The organism is Streptomyces echinoruber, assembly GCF_014651135.1.
Classification (GTDB): Bacteria; Actinomycetota; Actinomycetes; order Streptomycetales; family Streptomycetaceae; genus Streptomyces; species Streptomyces echinoruber.
In genome coordinates, this window is the sequence record NZ_BMWH01000001.1 from 46,416 (window position 1) to 64,098 (window position 17,683).

General features: G+C 74.0%; 18 protein-coding genes and 1 pseudogene. 15 read left to right on the forward strand and 4 right to left on the reverse strand.

Annotation, left to right across the window (positions count from 1 at the left end):
- Positions 1 to 153: 153 nt before the first annotated feature.
- Positions 154 to 1,107: an LLM class F420-dependent oxidoreductase gene (locus IE225_RS00220; protein WP_190055187.1), complete on the reverse strand. Its 954-nt coding sequence runs from the start codon at positions 1,105 to 1,107 to the stop codon at positions 154 to 156.
- A 179-nt stretch (positions 1,108 to 1,286) separates the two neighbouring features.
- Between IE225_RS00220 and IE225_RS00225 the strand changes: the two genes are divergently transcribed.
- The 13 genes and pseudogenes from IE225_RS00225 (at position 1,287) to IE225_RS00285 (ending at position 11,708) form a co-directional block, all read left to right on the forward strand.
- Entirely contained in the window at positions 1,287 to 3,047 is a 1,761-nt protein-coding gene (locus IE225_RS00225) for an NAD(P)/FAD-dependent oxidoreductase (protein ID WP_190055188.1), read from the forward strand.
- Positions 3,048 to 3,255: 208 nt separating this feature from the next.
- Positions 3,256 to 5,115, forward strand: a complete 1,860-nt coding sequence (locus tag IE225_RS00230; protein ID WP_190055189.1) for a transketolase — start codon at positions 3,256 to 3,258, stop codon at positions 5,113 to 5,115.
- On the forward strand, positions 5,112 to 6,047 hold the full coding sequence (gene ligD / locus IE225_RS00235) for a non-homologous end-joining DNA ligase (protein ID WP_229879090.1): 936 nt from the start codon (positions 5,112 to 5,114) through the stop codon (positions 6,045 to 6,047). Before IE225_RS00230 ends, ligD begins: the two co-directional genes overlap by 4 nt.
- Before the next feature lie 104 nt (positions 6,048 to 6,151).
- Positions 6,152 to 6,520, forward strand: coding sequence for a gas vesicle protein GvpO (locus tag IE225_RS00240; protein WP_190055190.1), 369 nt, complete (start codon positions 6,152 to 6,154; stop codon positions 6,518 to 6,520).
- A gap of 67 nt (positions 6,521 to 6,587) precedes the next feature.
- Positions 6,588 to 7,004 carry a gas vesicle structural protein GvpA gene (locus IE225_RS00245; RefSeq protein ID WP_190055191.1) on the forward strand — a complete coding sequence of 139 codons (417 nt, stop codon included), beginning with the start codon at positions 6,588 to 6,590 and terminating at the stop codon, positions 7,002 to 7,004.
- A complete protein-coding gene (locus tag IE225_RS00250; RefSeq protein ID WP_190055192.1) occupies positions 7,001 to 7,774 on the forward strand; it encodes a GvpL/GvpF family gas vesicle protein in 774 nt (257 codons plus the stop codon). Before IE225_RS00245 ends, IE225_RS00250 begins: the two co-directional genes overlap by 4 nt.
- Before the next feature lie 4 nt (positions 7,775 to 7,778).
- Positions 7,779 to 8,042, forward strand: a complete 264-nt coding sequence (locus IE225_RS00255) for a gas vesicle protein GvpG (RefSeq protein WP_190055193.1) — start codon at positions 7,779 to 7,781, stop codon at positions 8,040 to 8,042.
- Between the two features lie 5 nt (positions 8,043 to 8,047).
- A complete protein-coding gene (locus IE225_RS00260; RefSeq protein ID WP_190055194.1) occupies positions 8,048 to 8,719 on the forward strand; it encodes a DNA primase in 672 nt (223 codons plus the stop codon).
- The gene (locus tag IE225_RS00265; RefSeq protein WP_190055195.1) at positions 8,716 to 9,927 is read left to right on the forward strand and encodes an SRPBCC family protein; all 1,212 of its coding nucleotides are present in this window, start codon (positions 8,716 to 8,718) and stop codon (positions 9,925 to 9,927) included. The genes IE225_RS00260 and IE225_RS00265 overlap by 4 nt, the downstream gene beginning before the upstream one ends.
- Complete coding sequence (locus IE225_RS00270) at positions 9,924 to 10,307, forward strand: gas vesicle protein (protein ID WP_190055196.1); 384 nt, start codon at positions 9,924 to 9,926, stop codon at positions 10,305 to 10,307. Before IE225_RS00265 ends, IE225_RS00270 begins: the two co-directional genes overlap by 4 nt.
- A pseudogene (locus IE225_RS00275) lies at positions 10,304 to 11,056 on the forward strand (GvpL/GvpF family gas vesicle protein); the annotation flags it as partial. The gene IE225_RS00270 and the pseudogene IE225_RS00275, both read left to right, overlap by 4 nt.
- Before the next feature lie 140 nt (positions 11,057 to 11,196).
- A complete protein-coding gene (locus IE225_RS00280) occupies positions 11,197 to 11,424 on the forward strand; it encodes a gas vesicle protein (protein WP_190055198.1) in 228 nt (75 codons plus the stop codon).
- Positions 11,421 to 11,708: a gas vesicle protein K gene (locus tag IE225_RS00285; protein WP_190055199.1), complete on the forward strand. Its 288-nt coding sequence runs from the start codon at positions 11,421 to 11,423 to the stop codon at positions 11,706 to 11,708. Before IE225_RS00280 ends, IE225_RS00285 begins: the two co-directional genes overlap by 4 nt.
- Positions 11,709 to 11,843: 135 nt before the next feature.
- Here the strand turns inward: IE225_RS00285 and IE225_RS00290 are convergent, their stop codons facing one another.
- Positions 11,844 to 12,674, reverse strand: coding sequence for a class I SAM-dependent methyltransferase (locus IE225_RS00290; RefSeq protein WP_190055200.1), 831 nt, complete (start codon positions 12,672 to 12,674; stop codon positions 11,844 to 11,846).
- A gap of 134 nt (positions 12,675 to 12,808) precedes the next feature.
- Entirely contained in the window at positions 12,809 to 14,308 is a 1,500-nt protein-coding gene (locus IE225_RS00295) for a bifunctional phosphatase PAP2/diacylglycerol kinase family protein (protein WP_190055201.1), read from the reverse strand.
- Between the two features lie 163 nt (positions 14,309 to 14,471).
- Between IE225_RS00295 and IE225_RS00300 the strand changes: the two genes are divergently transcribed.
- Entirely contained in the window at positions 14,472 to 16,091 is a 1,620-nt protein-coding gene (locus tag IE225_RS00300) for an ABC-F family ATP-binding cassette domain-containing protein (protein WP_190055202.1), read from the forward strand.
- Between the two features lie 83 nt (positions 16,092 to 16,174).
- Here IE225_RS00300 and IE225_RS00305 read toward each other — a convergent pair whose 3' ends face one another.
- Positions 16,175 to 17,290 (reverse strand): baeRF2 domain-containing protein, encoded by a 1,116-nt coding sequence (locus IE225_RS00305; RefSeq protein ID WP_190055203.1) that lies wholly within the window; start codon positions 17,288 to 17,290, stop codon positions 16,175 to 16,177.
- A gap of 58 nt (positions 17,291 to 17,348) precedes the next feature.
- Between IE225_RS00305 and IE225_RS00310 the strand changes: the two genes are divergently transcribed.
- Positions 17,349 to 17,636: a DUF6158 family protein gene (locus tag IE225_RS00310; RefSeq protein WP_190055204.1), complete on the forward strand. Its 288-nt coding sequence runs from the start codon at positions 17,349 to 17,351 to the stop codon at positions 17,634 to 17,636.
- The last annotated feature ends 47 nt before the right edge of the window (positions 17,637 to 17,683 follow it).

Here is a 17,683-nt window from a genome sequence, read left to right on the forward strand (position 1 = left end):
GTCGGCCGCTCCCACGGCCCCTTCCCGTGCGCTCGGTCTTCCGCTTCCGGTGCGTTCTCCCGCGGGTTTCCGGGTCTCTCCCGCCCGGGTGTCTGCGTGGATCCTCCGCGCGCCTCCGCGTGCCTCCGCGCGGAGGCACGCGCCGGGCGGCGCTCACGGCAGCTGCGGCAGCACCTTCGCGCGGTAGAAGTCGAAGAAGCCGCGCAGGTCGGGGCCGATCTGGTTGACGTAGATCCGGTCGAAGCCGGCCTCGACGAACTTCGTCAGCTCCGCCACGTGCTCGTCGACGTCGTCGCCGCACACCCGGTTCTCGCGCACCATGTCCTCGGTGACCAGCGTCTGGGCCTGCTCGAAGTGCTTCGGCGAGGGCAGCACCTGGCCCAGCTCGCCGGGCAGCAGTTCGTTGGCCCACAGCCGGTGCACGGTCCGCACGCACGCGTCGCGGTCGGTGCCGTAGCAGACCTTGGTGGCGCCGCTGACGAGCTTGCCGCCGCCTCCGCCCTTGCGGTACTGCTCCACCATCGCCGCGTCCGGCATGACCGTGATGTAGCCGTCGCCGACGCGGGAGGCGAGCTGCGTGGCGGCCGGGCCGAAGCCGGAGACGTCGATCGGGACCGGCTCGTCCGGCACCGTGTACAGGCGGGCGTTCTCCACCGTGTAGTGCGTGCCGTGGTGGTTGACCTCCTCGCCGGTGAACAGCCGCCGCATCACCTGGATGGCCTCCTCCAGCATCTCCAGGCGCACGTGCGCGGGCGGCCAGGGGTCGCCGAGGATGTGCTCGTTGAGGGCCTCTCCGGTGCCGACGCCCAGCCGGAAGCGGCCGTTCGTCATCACCGCGCTGGTCGCCGCGGCCTGCGCCACCACCGCCGGGTGCATGCGGACCGTCGGGCAGGTCACGGCCGTCTCGACGGGCAGGGACACCGCCTGTGACAGCGCGCCGATCACCGACCACACGAACGGGCTCTGGCCCTGCGCGTCGTTCCACGGGTGGTAGTGGTCGGAGATCCACAGCGCCGTGAAACCGGCCTGCTCGGCCATCCGCGCCTGTTCGATCAGCTCCGCGGGACCGTACTGCTCGCACGAGAGGAAGTAGCCGTACTCGGGCATGGGGGGTCTGCCTCCGCGACGTGGGCGGGTCGGAACACCCACCGGGTACCGGGCGGCCGGGCCGGGAAACCGCCGCGCCGCCGCCGTACGGCGTGGCTTCGGACCGACGTTTGGCCGTCCCGGCCCGGGGGACGCGGAAGGTTCCGCAACCAGGTACGCGACCGCGCCGGAGGCGAACCGTGACCCGTCCCCGCATCGTGATCGTCGGAGCCGGTTTCGCCGGGTACCGGGCCGCTCGCACCCTGTCCCGGCTCGCCCGGCACCGCGCCGACATCACCCTGCTCAACCCGACCGACCACTTCCTCTACCTGCCGCTGCTGCCGCAGGTCGCCGCCGGTGTCCTGGAGCCGCGCCGGGTCGCCGTCTCCCTCTCCGGCACCCTGCCCCACGTCCGCCTGGTCCTCGGCGAGGCCGACGGACTCGACCTGGACGCGCGCACCGTGCACTACACCGACCCCGAGGGCGACGGCGGCACGCTGCGCTACGACCGGCTGGTGCTCGCCGTCGGCAGCGTCAACAAGCTGCTGCCCGTGCCCGGCGTCGCCGAGCACGCGCACGGCTTCCGCGGCCTGCCCGAGGCGCTGTACCTGCGCGACCACGTCACCCGGCAGGTGGAGCTCGCCGCCGCGGCCGAGGACCGGGACACCTGCGCCGCGCGCTGCACGTTCGTCGTGGTCGGCGCCGGCTACACCGGCACCGAGGTCGCCGCGCACGGGCAGATGTTCACCGACGCGCAGGTACGCCGGCACCCGCTGCGGACGGGGATGCGACCGCGCTGGCTGCTGCTGGACATCGCGCCGCGGGTGCTGCCGGAGATGGACGAGCGGCTCTCCCGCACCGCCGACCGCGCCCTGCGGCGGCGCGGCGTCGAGGTGCGCATGGGCACCTCCGTGAAGGAGGCCACGCGGGAGGGGGTCCTGCTCACCGACGGCGAGTTCGTGCCCACCCGCACCCTCGTGTGGTGCGTGGGCGTGCGGCCCGACCCGCTGGTGGAGAGCACCGGGCAGCCCCTGGAGCGCGGGCGGCTCATCGTCGACCCCCACCTGCGGGTGCCGGGCCGGCCCGAGGTGTTCGCCTGCGGGGACGCGGCCGCCGTACCGGACCTGGACCACCCGGGGAAGCTCACGCCGATGACGGCGCAGCACGCCTGGCGGCAGGGCAAGGTCGCCGGGATCAACGTCGCCGCCTCCGTCGGCGTCGGCGAGCCGCGCCCCTACCGCCACCGCGACCTCGGCTTCGTCGTCGACCTGGGCGGCACCAAGGCCGCCGCCAACCCGCTCGGCATCCCGCTGTCCGGCCTGCCGGCCGGGGTGGTCACCCGCGGCTACCACCTCGCCGCGATGCCCGGCAACCGCGTCCGCGTCGCCGCCGACTGGCTGCTGGACGCCGTCCTGGGCCGCCAGGCCGTCCAGTTGGGACTCGTGCGGTCCTGGTCGGTGCCGCTGGACACCGCCTCCCCGGAGCTGGCCCGCGTCCCGGGCCGCCCCGAGCGGCAGCCGGAACCCGCCTCGGGCGTGGGGCCGGGAGCGGCCCTGGCCGGGGACGCCGCATCGGAAGACGCGACCAACTCTGCGCAGAAAAAAGGAAGTTCAGGGGGCGGCGAACGGACCGGCGAGCAGACCGCTGAACGGACCGACGAGCGGACCGACGAGCCCGGCGGCACCGCCCCGTCCACCGTGGCCGGCGCCTCCCACGCGGCCCGGATGGCCGAGGAAGGTGTGACACCGCAGGCGCCGGGACCCGACCAGGCCGGCACGCCCGGCGCCACCGAAGCCGCGCGGGCCGCGGACCGGCCCGGCGATGAGCCCGCGCGGACCCGGCCGGGCGGTGAGCCGACGAGGAACCAGCCGGGCGGCGAACCGGCGAGGAACCAGCCGGGCGGCGAACCGGCGAAGCCCGGCCCCGTCCGCCGTGACGACACCCCCGCCACCGGCGACTGACACCCCGCCACCGGCGACCAGCAACCGGCCACCGGTAACCGGCGACCGGCCACCGGTAACCGGCGACCGGCCACCGGTAACCGGCGACCGGCCACCGGTAACCGGCATCCGGCATCCCACCAACGACAACCGACCTTCCACCACCGAAAACTGACACTCCATCACCGACAACCGACGACACACCCGCGGAAGGAAACCGAGAAGACCCATGAACACCGGTGAACTCGTCGAACTCGGGCAGCAGTTGCGCGTCGACAGCGTGCGGGCCGCCGCGGCGGCGGGGTCCGGGCACCCCACGTCCTCGATGTCCGCCGCGGACCTGGTGGCCGTCCTGTTCGCCCACCACCTGCGTTACGACTTCGCGCGCCCCGACCACCCCGGCAACGACCGCTTCGTGCTGTCCAAGGGACACGCCACGCCGCTGCTGTACTCCGCCTACAAGGCGGCCGGCGCCATCGACGACGCCGAGCTGCTCACCTTCCGCAAGCTGGGCAGCCGCCTGGAGGGCCACCCGACCCCGCAGCGGCTGCCGTGGGTGGAGACGGCCTCCGGCTCCCTCGGGCAGGGCCTGCCCATCGGCGTCGGCATCGCGCTGGCCGGCAAGCGGCTGGACCACGCCGACTACCGGGTGTGGGTGCTGTGCGGCGACAGCGAGCTGGCGGAGGGCTCGATCTGGGAGGCCGCCGAGCACGCCGGGTACGAGCACCTGGACAACCTGATCGCCGTCGTCGACGTCAACCGGCTCGGGCAGCGCGGCCCCACCCGGCACGGGCACGACCTGGACGCCTACGCCCGCCGCTTCAAGGCGTTCGACTGGCACGTCGTCGAGCTGGACGACGGCCACGACGTGGACGCCATCGACCGTGCCTACGCCGAGGCCGTCTCCACCACCGGGCAGCCCACCGTGATCCTCGCCCGCACCCTCAAGGGCAAGGGCGTCGCCGACACCCAGGACCGCGAGGGCCTGCACGGCAAGCCGCTGAAGAACGCCGACGAGGCCATCGAGGAGCTCGGCGGCGTCCGTGACCTGCGCGTCCGGGTGCACGAGCCGCCCGCCGTGCGCGACCTGCGCCCCGTGGGCGACGGCGGTCTGGAGCTGCCGCGCTGGGAGAAGGGCGACCCGGAGAAGGGCGTGGCGACCCGCGACGCCTTCGGTCAGGCCCTCGCCGCGCTCGGCACCGCCCGCGGCGACGTCGTCGCCCTGGACGGCGAGGTCGGCGACTCCACCCGCGCGGAGTTCTTCGCCAAGGAGCACCCCGAGCGCTACTTCGAGTGCTACATCGCCGAGCAGCAGATGATCGCCGCCGCCGTCGGCGTGGCCCGGCGCGGCTGGGTGCCGTACGCCTCCACGTTCGCGGCGTTCCTCACGCGCGCGTACGACTTCGTCCGCATGGCCTCCATCAGCGGCTCCGGCATCTGCCTGAACGGCTCCCACGCGGGCGTGGCCATCGGGCAGGACGGACCGAGCCAGATGGGCCTGGAGGACCTGGCGATGATGCGGGCGGTCCACGGCTCGACCGTGCTGTACCCGTGCGACGCCAACCAGACCGCGCACCTGGTCGCGGCCATGGCCGACCTGGAGGGCGTGCGCTACCTGCGCACCTCGCGCGGCGAGAGCCCGGTGCTCTACGGACCCGACGAGGAGTTCCCGGTCGGCGGCAGCAAGGTGCTGCGCTCCAGCGCCGAGGACCGGCTGACGGTCGTCGCCGCGGGCGTCACCGTGGCCGAGGCGCTGGCCGCCGCCGACATCCTGCGGCAGGAGGGCATCCCCGTCCGCGTGATCGACCTGTACTCGGTCAAGCCCGTCGACCGGGCCACGCTGCGGCAGGCCGCCGCGGACACCGGCTGCCTGCTCACCGTCGAGGACCACCGGCCCGAGGGCGGCATCGGCGACGCCGTCCTGGACGCGTTCACCGACGGCAGCCCCGTACCGCGCCTGGTGCGGCTCGCCGTGCGCACGATGCCGGGCTCCGCCACCCCCGCGGAGCAGCTCCACGCCGCCGGCATCGACGCCGAGTCCATCGCGGCCTCCGCGCGCCTGCTGGTGGAGCAGGCGATCGCGCCGTGAACGCGCGGAGCGACGGCGGCACGCGCACGGTGCGGGCCGGTCGCCGCCCGGTGGAGGTGCACCGGCCGGACAAGGTGCTCTTCCCGGGCGACGGGGGCGCGCCGGAGTACACCAAGGGCGACCTGGTCGCCTACTACCGGGCCGTCGCGCCGTACCTGCTGCCCCATCTCAGGGGCCGCCCGCTGATGCTGGAGCGGCACCCGGACGGCCTGGGCGGCCCGGTGTTCATGCAGAAGAACACCCCCGAGTACTACCCGGGGTGGATCCGGCGGGTGGAGCTCGCCAAGGAGGGCGGCACCGTCACGCACGCCGTGTGCGACGACACCGCCAGCCTCCTCTACCTCGCCGACCAGGCCTGCCTCACCCTGCACCGCTGGCTGTCCCGGGCCGACCGCCCCGACAGCCCCGACCGCATGGTGTTCGACCTCGACCCGGCCGGCGACGACTTCGACGCCGTACGGAAGGCCGCGCACCTGCTGAAGGAGCTGCTCGACGAGCTGCGGCTGCCGAGCGCGCCGATGACCACCGGCTCGCGGGGCCTGCACGTCGTCGTCCCGCTGGTCGGCCGGCCCGGCTACGACGAGGTGCTCTCCTTCGCCCACGACGTGGCCGGCACCCTCGCCGCCGCCCACCCGGACCGGCTGACCACCGCGGCCCGCAAGAAGGACCGCGGCGACCGCCTCTACCTCGACGTGCAGCGCAACGCCTACGCGCAGACCGCTGTCGCGCCCTACACCGTCCGCGCCCGCCCCGGCGCCCCCGTGGCCGTGCCGATCTCCTGGGCGCAGCTCGACGACCCGCGGACCGGACCGCGCCGCTGGACGATCGCCGACGCGGTGGAGCAGGCGCGCACGCGGCCCTGGGCGGACGTGGCGAGCCGCGGGCGCGCCCTGGGGCCCGCGCGCCGGCGCCTCGCCGCGCTGCGCGGCTGACCCGCCCCCGCCGCCCGGCGGCGACACGGCGGCGCATCCGCCGACCCGTGTACGCGTGAAGGTTTGGCCAGGGACCGTGCGGCCACCCGGAAAGGGAGGTGGCCATGTCGAACACACACAACACATCGGAGTCGCAAGACTCGCAGAACCCGCAGAAAACGCACGAAACCCACAAGAGAAGTGACAGTGGTGCGGCCCACGGCCGGCCGGGCCCGATGGAGGTGCTGCGCCAGGCGCGCGCCCAGCTCGCGGAGCTCACCGGCATGGTCGCCGAGACCGTGTCGTCCTTCGAGCAGACCGAGGACGGCTGGTTGCTGGAGGTGGAGGTACTGGAGCTCCAGAGGGTACCCGACACCATGAGCCTGATGGCGAGCTACCAGGTCGAACTCGACCCCCAGGGGCAGCTCGTCGGCTACCGGCGCGTCCGCCGCTACGAACGCGGCAGGGCCGACGCACACCGGCGCGGCGGCTAGGCCGCCCGCCCGCTGTCACTCGTCCGACCCCAACGCAGACAAGCACAGACAAGGAGGCGCGGTCGGCATGACCGTAGTCCCGGCACAGCAGACCGGTGGCGGAGGCGGCACCAGTGGCCTCTACGACGTCCTGGAACTCGTACTCGACAGGGGGCTCGTCATCGACGCCTTCGTCCGGGTTTCTCTGGTCGGCATCGAGATCCTGAAGATCGACGTACGTGTCGTCGTGGCGAGCGTCGACACCTACCTGCGCTTCGCCGAGGCGTGCAACCGCCTCGACCTGGAGGCCGGCCCGAGCAAGACCCCGGGCCTGCCCGACGTCATGGGCGAGATCACCGAGTCCGGCGCGCGCGGCAAGTCCAAGGGGGCGCTGTCCGGCGCGGCCCAGACCATCTCCGACGCGTTCAAGCAGGCACGTGAAGAGGGCGAGGAGCGCCCGCGGACCCGCAAGGCCCCGGCGCGCAGGAAGGAGGAGCAGGAGTGAGCACGTACGTCTACGGGATCACCGCGAGCTCGCATCCGGGTCTCCCCGACGGCATGGGCGGCGTGGGCGACCCGCCCCGCCCGGTGCGCATCCTGAAGGAGGGTGAACTGGCGGCGATCGTCAGCGACGCCCCGGAGAACCTGCGCCCCAAGCGCAAGGACCTGCTCGCCCACCAGAGCGTGCTCAGCGAGGCCGGCGCGGGCGGCTGCGTGCTGCCGATGCGGTTCGGCAGCATCGCCGACGACGACGGCGCGGTCACCCGGGTGCTGGCCGAGCGCGCCGAGCACTACCGGGAGCGCCTGCGGGCGCTGGACGGCCGGGTCGAGTACAACGTCAAGGCCAACCACGTCGAGGAGGCCGTCCTGCACCGGGTGATGGCCGAGGACCCGGAGATCCGGGCCCAGGCCGAGGCCAACCGGCAGGCGGGCGGCGGCAGTTACGAGGACAAGCTGCGCCTGGGCGAGATGGTCGCGCACGCCGTGCAGGCGAAGGAGGCCGAGGACGCCGCGGCGCTGCGGCGCGCCCTGGAGTCGGCCGCCGAAGCCGTCAGCGTGGGACCGGAGTCGACCGGCTGGCTCGCCAACGTGTCCTACCTCGTGGCGCGGGAGTCGGCCGAGTCGTTCCTGTCGGCGGTGGAGCAGGCCCGCAAGGACATGCCCCACCTGGAGATCCGCGTCAACGGACCGCTGCCGCCGTACAGCTTCGTCGAGCCCGGCCCCGCCGAGCCCGCCGGCACCGCGGCCGGCGGCGCCGGCGCGGGAGCGGAGTGAGGTCGTGGGCCTGATCAGTGAAGTGCTGCTGCTGCCGCTGGCTCCGGTGCGCGGCAGCGCCTGGGCGATCAGACAGGCGCTCCGCGAGGCGGAACGCCTGTACTACGACCCCGCCGCTGTCCGGACCGAACTCGCCCGGCTCGAGGAGCAACTGGAGGCGGGCGAGATCACCGAGGAGGAGTTCGACCAGCGCGAGGACGAACTCCTGGACCGGCTCGAGGAGGCTCTGCGCCGGCGCGGAGCCACAGGCGAGGGGACGGCATTGTGAATCGGATGGGACTGGGCCTCGCGGTCGGGGCCGGATACCTGCTGGGACGGACGAAGAAGGCGAAGCTGGCCCTGGCCGTGGGCAGCCTGGTGGCCGGGAAGCGGATGCACCTCGGCCCGCGGGCGATCGCCGACCTGGTCAACCAGCAGCTCAAGGAGAACCCGCAGTTCAAGGAGATCGGCGACCAGTTGCGCCAGGAGCTGGGCGGGGTCGGCAAGGCGGCCTCGGGCGCGCTGCTCGAGCGGCAGATGAACGCGCTCGCCGACCGGCTGCACGGCCGCACCGAGCAGGTGCGCGACCGGCTCTCGGGCGCCGCCTCCGGCGCCGGCGAGGCGGCGTCCGGCGCCGCGTCCGGAGCCACTGAGGCCGCCTCCGGGGCCGTGTCGGGCCTCGGCGGGCGGGGCGGAAAGGCCGCCGAGGACGAGGGCGAGGAGGGCCGCGCGTCCGGTGAGGCCGACGGCGGCGAGGCCGACGGCGGCGAGGAGCCGGACACCGCGTCCGGCGAGGCGCCGCGCAAGGCCGCGGGACGCAAGGCGCCGACCAAGAAAGCGCCGGCGAAGAAGGCTCCGCAGAAGGCCGCCGCACGCAAGGCGCCGGCGAAGAAGACGGCGAAGAAGACGGCGGCCACGGCGAAGAAGGCGGCCGCACGGCCGTCGAAGGGAGGCGGTGGTCGATGACCGACACCGTCGGTTCCGCCCGCGGTGCGGCGGGCAAGGCGGGCGGCGCCCTCACCGACGTGGCCCGCAGCGAGGCGGCCGAACGGCTGAAGGCCGAGGCCCAGGAGTACCTGTCCGCGCAGGCCCAGCGCCTGCTGGCCGGGTTCGGCCACAAGCTCGGCCAGACCACCACCAAGCTCAACGACATCGCCGAGGGCAACAGCCCGGGCTTCGCCAAGCTCGCCCTCGACGCCGGCCGCAAGATCAGCCAGGGCAAGGGGCCGGTGCGCACCGCGCTGGAGATGGGCGCCTCACGCGCCAAGGACAGCGTGACCGGCGGGCTGAAGAGCCTCTTCGGCGGGAAGGGCGGCAAGGGCAAGCGCAAGAGCAGCGCCGGGCAGAAGCCGACCGTCATCATCGAGCACATCGACGTCGGTGTGCCGCTGCGCACCGCCTACGACCAGTGGACGCGGTACCAGGACTTCAGCACCTTCGCCAAGGGCGTCAAGAGCGCCAACCGCACCGACGACACCCACTCCGACTGGCAGGCGAAGATCTGGTGGTCCAGCCGCAGCTGGAAGGGGACCACCACCGAGCAGCTCCCCGACGACCGCATCGCGTGGACGACGGAGGGCGCCAAGGGCACCACCAAGGGCGTGGTCTCCTTCCACCGCCTCGCCGACAACCTCACCCGCGTGCTGCTGGTCATCGAGTACTACCCGAGCGGGTTCTTCGAGAAGACCGGCAACATCTGGCGCGCCCAGGGCCGCCGGGTCCGCCTGGACCTGAAGCACTACGCCCGCTTCATCACCCTCAAGGGCGAGGCGGACGAGGGCTGGCGCGGCGAGATCCGCGAGAGCGAGGTCGTGCGCAGCCACGACGACGCGGTCGCGGAGGAGGAGCGGCAGGCCGAGGAGCGCGAGAAGGAGCCCGAGGAGGGGGAGGAGCCCGAGGAGCAGTACGAGGAGGGGGAGGAGCCCGAGGAGCAGGACGAGGAGGGGGAGGAGCCCGAGGAGCAGTACGAGGAGGGCGAGGAGCCCGAAGAGGAGTACGAGGAGGGGGAGGAGCCCGAAGAGGAGTACGAGGAGGGCGAGGAGCCCGAAGAAGAGTACGAAGAGGGGCCCGAGGAGGAGTACGAAGAAGGACCCGAGGAAGAAGAAGCGGAAGAGGAATACGAGGAAGAACCCGAAGAAGACCACGAGTACGCCGAGCACGGGGCCCGCCGATGACGACACCCAGCAGGCTGCCCGAGCCGTACGGCCAGAGCAGCGGAGCCAACCTGGCCGACATCCTCGAGCGCGTCCTGGACAAGGGCATCGTCATCGCGGGCGACATCCGGATCAACCTGCTCGACATCGAGCTGCTCACCATCAAGCTGCGGCTCATCGTGGCCTCCGTCGACAAGGCGCGGGAGATGGGCATCGACTGGTGGGAGTACGACCCGGAGCTGTCCTCCCGCGCCCGGCGCGACCAACTCACCCGTGAGAACAGGGAACTGCGGGACAGGCTGGCGCAGCTGGAGGACGGATACAGCCGGCGGGAAGTGGAAGAGAAAGAGGACGGGTACGGCCGGCGGGAACAGGAGCGGGAGCGGAAGGAGCACCGATGACCGGACTGCGGTACGTCTACGCCGTCTGCCGCCCCTTCGACACGCCCCTGCAGTCCCAGCTGACCGGCGTGGCGGGCGATCCGCCCCGGCTGCTGCACCACCACGGCCTGGTGGCCGTGGTCAGCCACGTCCCGGAGTGGGACTTCTCCGAGGAGGCGCTGCGGGCCCACCTGGAGGACCTGGACTGGCTCACCGAGACCGCCCGGGCCCACCAGGGCGTCATCGACGCGCTCACCGCGGTCACCACGCCGCTGCCGCTGCGGCTCGCCACCGTCTTCCGTGACGACAGCGGCGTCCGCGTGATGATCGAGGCGCGGGAGGACGACTTCCGGCGCACCCTGGACCGCCTGGAAGGGCGGGTGGAATGGGGCGTCAAGGTGTACCTGGAGACCCCGCCGGAGGAGCCCGCCGCCGCGGCGGCGCCGAAGCCGGCCTCCGGCCGGGACTACCTGCTGCAGCGGCGCCGGCAGACCCGGGCGCGGGAGGACCTCTGGCAGCGCGCCGAGGAGTTCGCCACCCGGCTGCACCGCACGCTGGGCGAGTACGCCGAGGACGCCCGGCTGCACGCCCCGCAGAATCCCGCCCTGTCCGGCGCCGCCGGGCGGAACGTGCTCAACGCCGCCTATCTCGTACCGCGCACCCGGTCCGAGGAGTTCGTGGAACTCGTGGACCGCACGAAGGACGACGCACCCGGGCTGCGTGTGGAGCTCACCGGGCCCTGGGCCGCGTACTCCTTCGTCGGCGACATCGCGGAGAACGCGGGGAACGTGCCGGGGGACCCCGGCGGAGAAAAACGCGGAAGTGCGCAGAGCGCCGCGCGGAACGCCACGGGCGACACCACGGGCGACACCGCGGGTGACACTGTGGGGGACACCACGGGGGAGGGGACGTGACCGTCGTCGAACGCCGGGAGATCGCGTTGGTGGACCTGCTGGACCGGCTGCTGGCCGGCGGGGTCGTCATCACCGGTGACGTCACGCTGCGCATCGCGGACGTCGACCTGGTCCGCATCGATCTCAACGCGCTGATCAGCTCGGTCAACGAGAACGTCCCGTCACCGTTCCAAGGCGAGCTCCGGGGGGAGCTCCGGGGGGAGCTCCGGGGGGAGCTGTCATGACGTCCCGCGGCCGGAGGCGCATGGACCTGGAGCCCGACACGGTCGAGCGCGACCTGGTGAAGCTCGTGCTGACCGTGGTGGAGCTGCTGCGCCAGCTCATGGAGCGGCAGGCGCTGCGCCGTTTCGACCAGGGGGACCTGAGCGAGGAGCAGGAGGAACGCATCGGGCTGACCCTGATGCTGCTCGAGGAGCGCATGGCCGAGCTGCGCGAGCGCTACGGACTGCGGCCCGAGGACCTGAACCTGGACCTCGGGCCGCTCGGACCGCTGCTTCCCCGGGAGTGACGCCCCGTGCTTCCCCGGGAGTGACGCCCTGGGGCGCGCGCACCACCTGCACCAGCGGCCCGCCGCTGCCCCCCCCCCGCACCAGCGGCCCACCGGTGCCTCACCACCGGCCACCAGCGGCTCCCGCCCCGGTGGTCAGGCTTCCTTCCGGCAGAGGATCTCGCCGTGCAGGCAGGCGAACCAGCCGTCCTCGCGCCGCCCCCACTCCCGCCACGCCTCCGACACCGCCCGCAGCCGTTCGGGCGTGGCGTGGCCGCCGCCGACGGCGCGTCCGGCGTACGCGGAGGCCAGGGTGCGCTCGGCCCACAGGCCGCTCCACCACGCCCGCTCCTCGGGGGTGGAGAAGGTCCAGGTGCTGCTGGTGGCGGTGACGTCGGTGAAGCCGGCCCGCAGGGCCCAGGACTTCAGCCGCCGCCCGGCGTCCGGCTCGCCGCCGTTGGCGCGCGCCACCCGCTCGTACAGCTCCAGCCAGTCGTCCAGTCCCGGCAGCCGCGGATACCAGGTCATCGCCGCGTAGTCCGCGTCCCGCACCGCCACGTACCCGCCCGGCTTCGTCACCCGCCGCATCTCGCGCAGCGCCCGCACCGGGTCGCCCACGTGCTGCAGCACCTGGTGGGCGTGGACCACGCAGAACGTGTCGTCCGGGTAGTCCAGGGCGTGCACGTCGGCCACCGCGAAGTCGACGTTGGCCACGCCCCGTTCGGCGGCCGCGGCCCGGGCCCGCTCCAGGACGGCCGGCTCCCGGTCGACGCCGGTGACGTGCCCGTCGGGCACCAGCGCGGCCAGGTCGGCGGTGATCGTGCCGGGGCCGCAGCCGATGTCGAGGATCCTCATGTGCGGCTCGAGGGAGCCCAGCAGGTAGGCCGCGGAGTTGGCGGCGGTGCGCCAGGTGTGCGCACGCAGCACGGACTCGTGGTGCCCGTGCGTGTAGACGGCGGTCTCCCGGTCCTTCCGGTCCTCCGGCATGGCTGTGCCCCTTCGCGTCGGCGTGTCCGCTCCTCGTACCGCCCGCGGCGAGCCACGCCGGGGCGGTACGAGGCACCGTACGCCCGCCAGCCGAATGATGAGACCAATGTTTCGTATAGTGGACTGACGGTGTGTCACCCAGCCGGTGCCGGGCGGTACACCGTCAGCGCCTCCGGTAGTTTCTCCAGTGTCAACTCGCCCTGGATCTCGGTGACCTCGCCGTCGTAGGCGAGCAGCGTGCCCGGGGCGACGCCGGTCAGCCGCAGCCGGCCGACCTGCACCGCGGCGTGGACGGGGGAGCGGGTGAGCGGACCGGCGACGGCGGCGGCCAGCAGGCGCGCCGCGGGCCGGCGGCCGCCGTGCACCACCCGCACGTCGAGCTGCCCGTCCGCCAGGTCCTTGCGGCGGCCCGGGAGCAGGCCCATGCGGTGGTAGGTGCCGTTGCCGGCGAACAGCACCCACAGCGGGCGCGTCTGCCCCTGGAACTCCGCCTGCAGCGGCTGGCGCCGCTCACGGTCGGTGGCGTGCAGCACCTTCCACGCCGCGAGCACCCCGGCCGGCCAGTTCCCGATCCGGCGCGACCAACGGTCCCGCTCCCGCACCAGCTCCGGGTACACGCCCAGGCTCAGCGTGTTGACGAAGACGCCCCGCTTGCCGCCGGAGACGAACCGGCCCACGTCCACGCGCACCGCCTCGCCCCGCTCCACCGCCCGGCTCAGCGCCCGGACGTCCTCCACACCCAGGTCGTAGGCGAAGTGGTTGAGCGTGCCGCCGGGCAGCACCGCCAGCGGCAGGCCGTGGCGCAGGGCCACCTCGGCGGCGGCGTTCACGGTGCCGTCGCCGCCGCACACACCCAGCACCCGGGCGCGGGCCGCCGCCTTCTCCAGCTCCGCCGACACCTCCTGCGGCGGGCACTCCACGACCTCCGCCCGCGGCAGCGCGTCGCGCAGGGCCCGCACCCGGTCCGCGGTGCCCGAGGCGGTGTTCGCCACGACCACCAGCCCCTCACCGCCCGGCAGCGCCGGGGCCACCGCCCGGGGCCGGGCCGGCGGGCTCAGCGGCCGGGGCGGCACCAGGCTCCGTACGGCGTACGCCGCGCCCACGCCCAGGGCCGCGCCGGCCAGCACGTCGCTGGGGAAGTGCACGCCCGTGTAGACCCGGGAGGCGGCCACGGAGAACGCCACCGGCGCCACCACCGCGCCCCACGCGGGCGACTCCAGCGCCACGCCCGCCGCGAACGCCGCCGCCGAGGCCGCGTGACCGGACGGGAACGATGTGGTGAACGGCTGCCGCTTCAGCCGCCGCACCAGCGGCACCGGGTCCAGCACCGGGCGGGCGCGGCGTACCGACCGCTTGCCCAGCGTGTTGATCGTCAGGGAGGCGAGGCCGAGCGAGGCCAGGCCCCGTACGGCGGCCCGGCGGGCGCGCGGGGTGCGGACCGCCGCCATGACGGCCGCCGTCGCGCACCACAGCACCCCGTGGTTGGCGCTGCGGCTCAGCCGCGGCAGGACGGGCTCGGCACCCGGCCAGTGCCGTGCGGCGGCGAGTTCGAAGAGACGGGTGTCCAGGGCGAGCAGCCGCTCGCCGAGGGGGCTGCGGCCGAGGTCGGCGTAGAGGTCGACGTCAGGGCTCATACAGCGCGGTTACCCGGAAGTCGCCGATTCCTGTCCGCCTGCGCGCGGCCACCGGGGCCGTCCGGGGAGCGGCCGGGGAGCGCCGCCGTTTGGCTGCACGACGACCGTCCCGCCCGGATAACCGATTGCCCCGCTCATCCGGCCGCCCGCAGAATCCCTCCCCATGGGACATCTGGAAGCGGCGCACCTGGAGTACCACCTCCCCGACGGCCGGACGCTGCTCGGCGACGTGTCCTTCCGGGTGGGCGAGGGCGCCGTCGTCGCCCTCGTCGGCCCCAACGGCGCCGGCAAGACCACGCTGCTGCGCATCCTCGCCGGCGAACTCGCCCCGCACGGCGGCTCGGTCGCCGTCGGCGGCGGCCTGGGGGTGATGCGGCAGTTCATCGGCTCGGTACGGGACGAGTCGACCGTGCGCGACCTGCTGGTGTCGGTCGCCCCGCCCCGCCTGCGCGCGGCCGCCCGCGCCGTCGACGCGGCCGAGCACGCCGTCATGACCGTCGACGACGAGCCCGCGCAGCTGGCGTACGCGCAGGCGCTCGCCGACTGGGCGGAGGCGCGCGGCTACGAGGCCGAGACGACGTGGGACATGTGCACCACGGCCGCGCTCGGCGTCCCCTACGACAAGGCGCAGTGGCGGCAGGTGCGCACCCTGTCCGGCGGCGAGCAGAAACGGCTGGTGCTGGAGGCGCTGCTGCGCGGCCCCGACGAGGTGCTGCTGCTGGACGAGCCGGACAACTACCTCGACGTGCCCGGCAAGCGCTGGCTGGAGGAGCGGCTCGCCGAGACCCGCAAGACGGTGCTGTTCGTCTCCCACGACCGTGAACTCCTCGCCCGCGCCGCCCAGAAGATCGTCTCCCTGGAGCCGGGCCCGGCCGGCGCCGACGCCTGGGTGCACGGTGGGGGCTTCGCCACGTACCACGAGGCCCGCCGCGCGCGCTTCGCGCGCTTCGAGGAACTGCGCCGCCGCTGGGACGAGAAGCACGCCCAGCTCAAGAAGCTCGTCGTGAACCTCCGTCAGGCCGCCTCCGTCAGCCCCGAGATGGCCTCCCGCTACCAGGCGGCCCGCACCCGGCTGCGCAAGTTCGAGGAGGCCGGCCCGCCGCCGGAGCCGCCCCGCGAGCAGGACATCCGCATGCGCCTGCGGGGCGGCCGCACCGGCGTCCGCGCCGTCACCTGCGAGCGCCTCGAACTCACCGGCCTGATGCGGCCGTTCGACCTGGAGATTCACTACGGCGAACGCGTCGCCGTGCTCGGCTCCAACGGCTCCGGCAAGTCCCACTTCCTGCGGCTGCTGGCCGGGGAGGACGTGCCGCACACGGGGACCTGGAAGCTCGGTGCCCGCGTCGTGCCCGGCCACTTCGCCCAGACCCACGCCCACCCCGAACTGCAGGGCCGCACCCTGCTGGACATCCTGTGGCGCGAGCACGCCCAGGACCGCGGCGCGGCCATGTCCCGGCTGCGCCGCTACGAGCTGGCCGGCCAGGCCGAGCAGAGCTTCGACAGGCTCTCCGGCGGCCAGCAGGCCCGCTTCCAGATCCTGCTGCTGGAACTGCGGGGCGCCACCGCCCTGCTGCTGGACGAGCCCACCGACAACCTCGACCTGGAGAGCGCCGAAGCCCTCCAGGAGGGCCTGGAGGGCTTCGAGGGCACCGTCCTCGCGGTCACCCACGACCGCTGGTTCGCCCGCTCCTTCGACCGCTACCTGGTCTTCGGCGGCGACGGACGGGTCAGGGAGACGCGGGAACCGGTCTGGGACGAGCGGCGGGTCGAGCGGGCCCGGTAGGCCCGGCAGCCGCGGCCCGGGCGCGCGTCACGCCGCGTCACTTCCGGCGCGGGAGCGCGGTCACTTCCAGCGCGGGAGCGCGGTCACTTCCAGCGCAGGATCGCGCCCAGACCGCCCACCGGCGCCTCCTCCTCGGGCGCCGGAGCCGCCGTCACCGACAGCGCCTGCGCGTCGGAGGCGGCCGCGGCGCGGATCAGCGCGTCGTCCGCGCGGGCCGGCCAGGAGTGCTGCTCGCCGAGGATCTTCAGGTCCGTGCGGCGCACCGCCAGCTGGTGCGGGTCCTCGCCGATCCACACCTCCCGGTGCGCGTCCGGCCCGTCCGGGCGGATCAGCAGCTCCTCGATACGGTGCTCACGCGCCGCCTCCACCAGCGCGGGCACGCCCTCCACGGCCCCCGCGCGGCCGTCGTCGCCGGGCGTGCGCGCCGCCAGGAACCGCTCCAGCTCCGCCGCCGCGCGCCGCCGCACGTGCTCGGCCCGGGCCTTCTCCACGTCCTCGTCCAGCAGCCGGCTGCCGGCGCCGTGCGGCGCCTGGACCGCCAGGTCCTGCACCCGCCGCGGCAGCCGCTCCAGCACGGCCCGGCGCTCCCGGTCCTCGCCGACCAGGATCACCAGGTCGGCCCGGGTCTCGTCCTGGCAGGCGGCCAGCGCCTCGGCGATCTCGCCCGCGTTGTCCTCCCAGGTCTTCTCCACCCGTAGCTGGAAGTGGCGCTCGGACCAGTCGGACGAGCTGGTGCGGTGCAGCGGCCAGTCCTGGCCCGTGACCGTCCCGCTCTCCTGCCGGCCCAGCGCGCTGCGCACCTCGAAGCGGGCGCCCTTGCGGTCGACGTACGCCACGACCGCCACCGGGTCCTCCCCGGCCAGCTCCAGCAGCGGCGCGACCCGCGGCAGCGGCGCCCACTGCGCCCAGCTTCCCTGCTGCGGCACACGGGCCAGCGGCGGGTCGAGCACGATCCGCCCGTCCCGGGCGAACAAGGCCCGGCCGTGCGGGTCGGAGGCGTGCCGCAACTCCTCGATCGCGTTCTCCACGGCCCGGCAGGTCGCCTCGTCGGCGCCCTGTTCGGCCAGTTGCCGGGCCATCTCGCGGGCGGTCAGATGCCGCTCGTGCGGGGTGTCCTCCGTGTGCCGGGAGGTGTCCACGTAGACCGAGGCCCAGGGGCCCGGCTGCTCGTACAGGGGGTGCAGAAAGGAAAGATCCATGACTCCCTCCCGGAAATCCGCTCGGGGGTTTTGCCTGCCGGGCGGGTACCCGGACGGCATGAACGAACACGACGAGCGTGACCGGACGGCGACCGGGGTCGACCCGGCCCGGCTGGACGACCAACAGCTCATGAAGGAGCTGGAGAACATCCACCGCACGCGTCACGACACGCTGCTGTACGGCTCCAACGACGCGCTGCGGGCCCACAACGAGCGCATGGCGCAGCTCGAGGGCGAATACCTGCGGCGCAACCCGCGCCGGACCGTCGCGGCGGGCCGCACCCGCGAGGGCGCCCGGGAACGCGCGTCCGGGGAGACGGCGACCCCCGGCGGCCTCGGCACCTGACCGGGGACCGGCACCGGCGCCCGCCGGTGCGCCACACGCGGCGCACC

Excerpts from the sequence above, each read along its gene's own strand:
- IE225_RS00220 (WP_190055187.1), bottom strand. The coding sequence starts at position 1,107 with ATGCCCGAGTACGGCTACTTCCTCTCGTGCGAGCAGTACGGTCCCGCG.
- IE225_RS00230 (WP_190055189.1), top strand. The coding sequence starts at position 3,256 with ATGAACACCGGTGAACTCGTCGAACTCGGGCAGCAGTTGCGCGTCGAC.
- IE225_RS00240 (WP_190055190.1), top strand. The coding sequence starts at position 6,152 with ATGTCGAACACACACAACACATCGGAGTCGCAAGACTCGCAGAACCCG.
- IE225_RS00245 (WP_190055191.1), top strand. The coding sequence starts at position 6,588 with ATGACCGTAGTCCCGGCACAGCAGACCGGTGGCGGAGGCGGCACCAGT.
- IE225_RS00260 (WP_190055194.1), top strand. The coding sequence starts at position 8,048 with ATGGGACTGGGCCTCGCGGTCGGGGCCGGATACCTGCTGGGACGGACG.
- IE225_RS00265 (WP_190055195.1), top strand. The coding sequence starts at position 8,716 with ATGACCGACACCGTCGGTTCCGCCCGCGGTGCGGCGGGCAAGGCGGGC.
- IE225_RS00270 (WP_190055196.1), top strand. The coding sequence starts at position 9,924 with ATGACGACACCCAGCAGGCTGCCCGAGCCGTACGGCCAGAGCAGCGGA.
- IE225_RS00285 (WP_190055199.1), top strand. The coding sequence starts at position 11,421 with ATGACGTCCCGCGGCCGGAGGCGCATGGACCTGGAGCCCGACACGGTC.
- IE225_RS00290 (WP_190055200.1), bottom strand. The coding sequence starts at position 12,674 with ATGCCGGAGGACCGGAAGGACCGGGAGACCGCCGTCTACACGCACGGG.
- IE225_RS00295 (WP_190055201.1), bottom strand. The coding sequence starts at position 14,308 with ATGAGCCCTGACGTCGACCTCTACGCCGACCTCGGCCGCAGCCCCCTC.
- IE225_RS00300 (WP_190055202.1), top strand. The coding sequence starts at position 14,472 with ATGGGACATCTGGAAGCGGCGCACCTGGAGTACCACCTCCCCGACGGC.
- IE225_RS00305 (WP_190055203.1), bottom strand. The coding sequence starts at position 17,290 with ATGGATCTTTCCTTTCTGCACCCCCTGTACGAGCAGCCGGGCCCCTGG.
- IE225_RS00310 (WP_190055204.1), top strand. The coding sequence starts at position 17,349 with ATGAACGAACACGACGAGCGTGACCGGACGGCGACCGGGGTCGACCCG.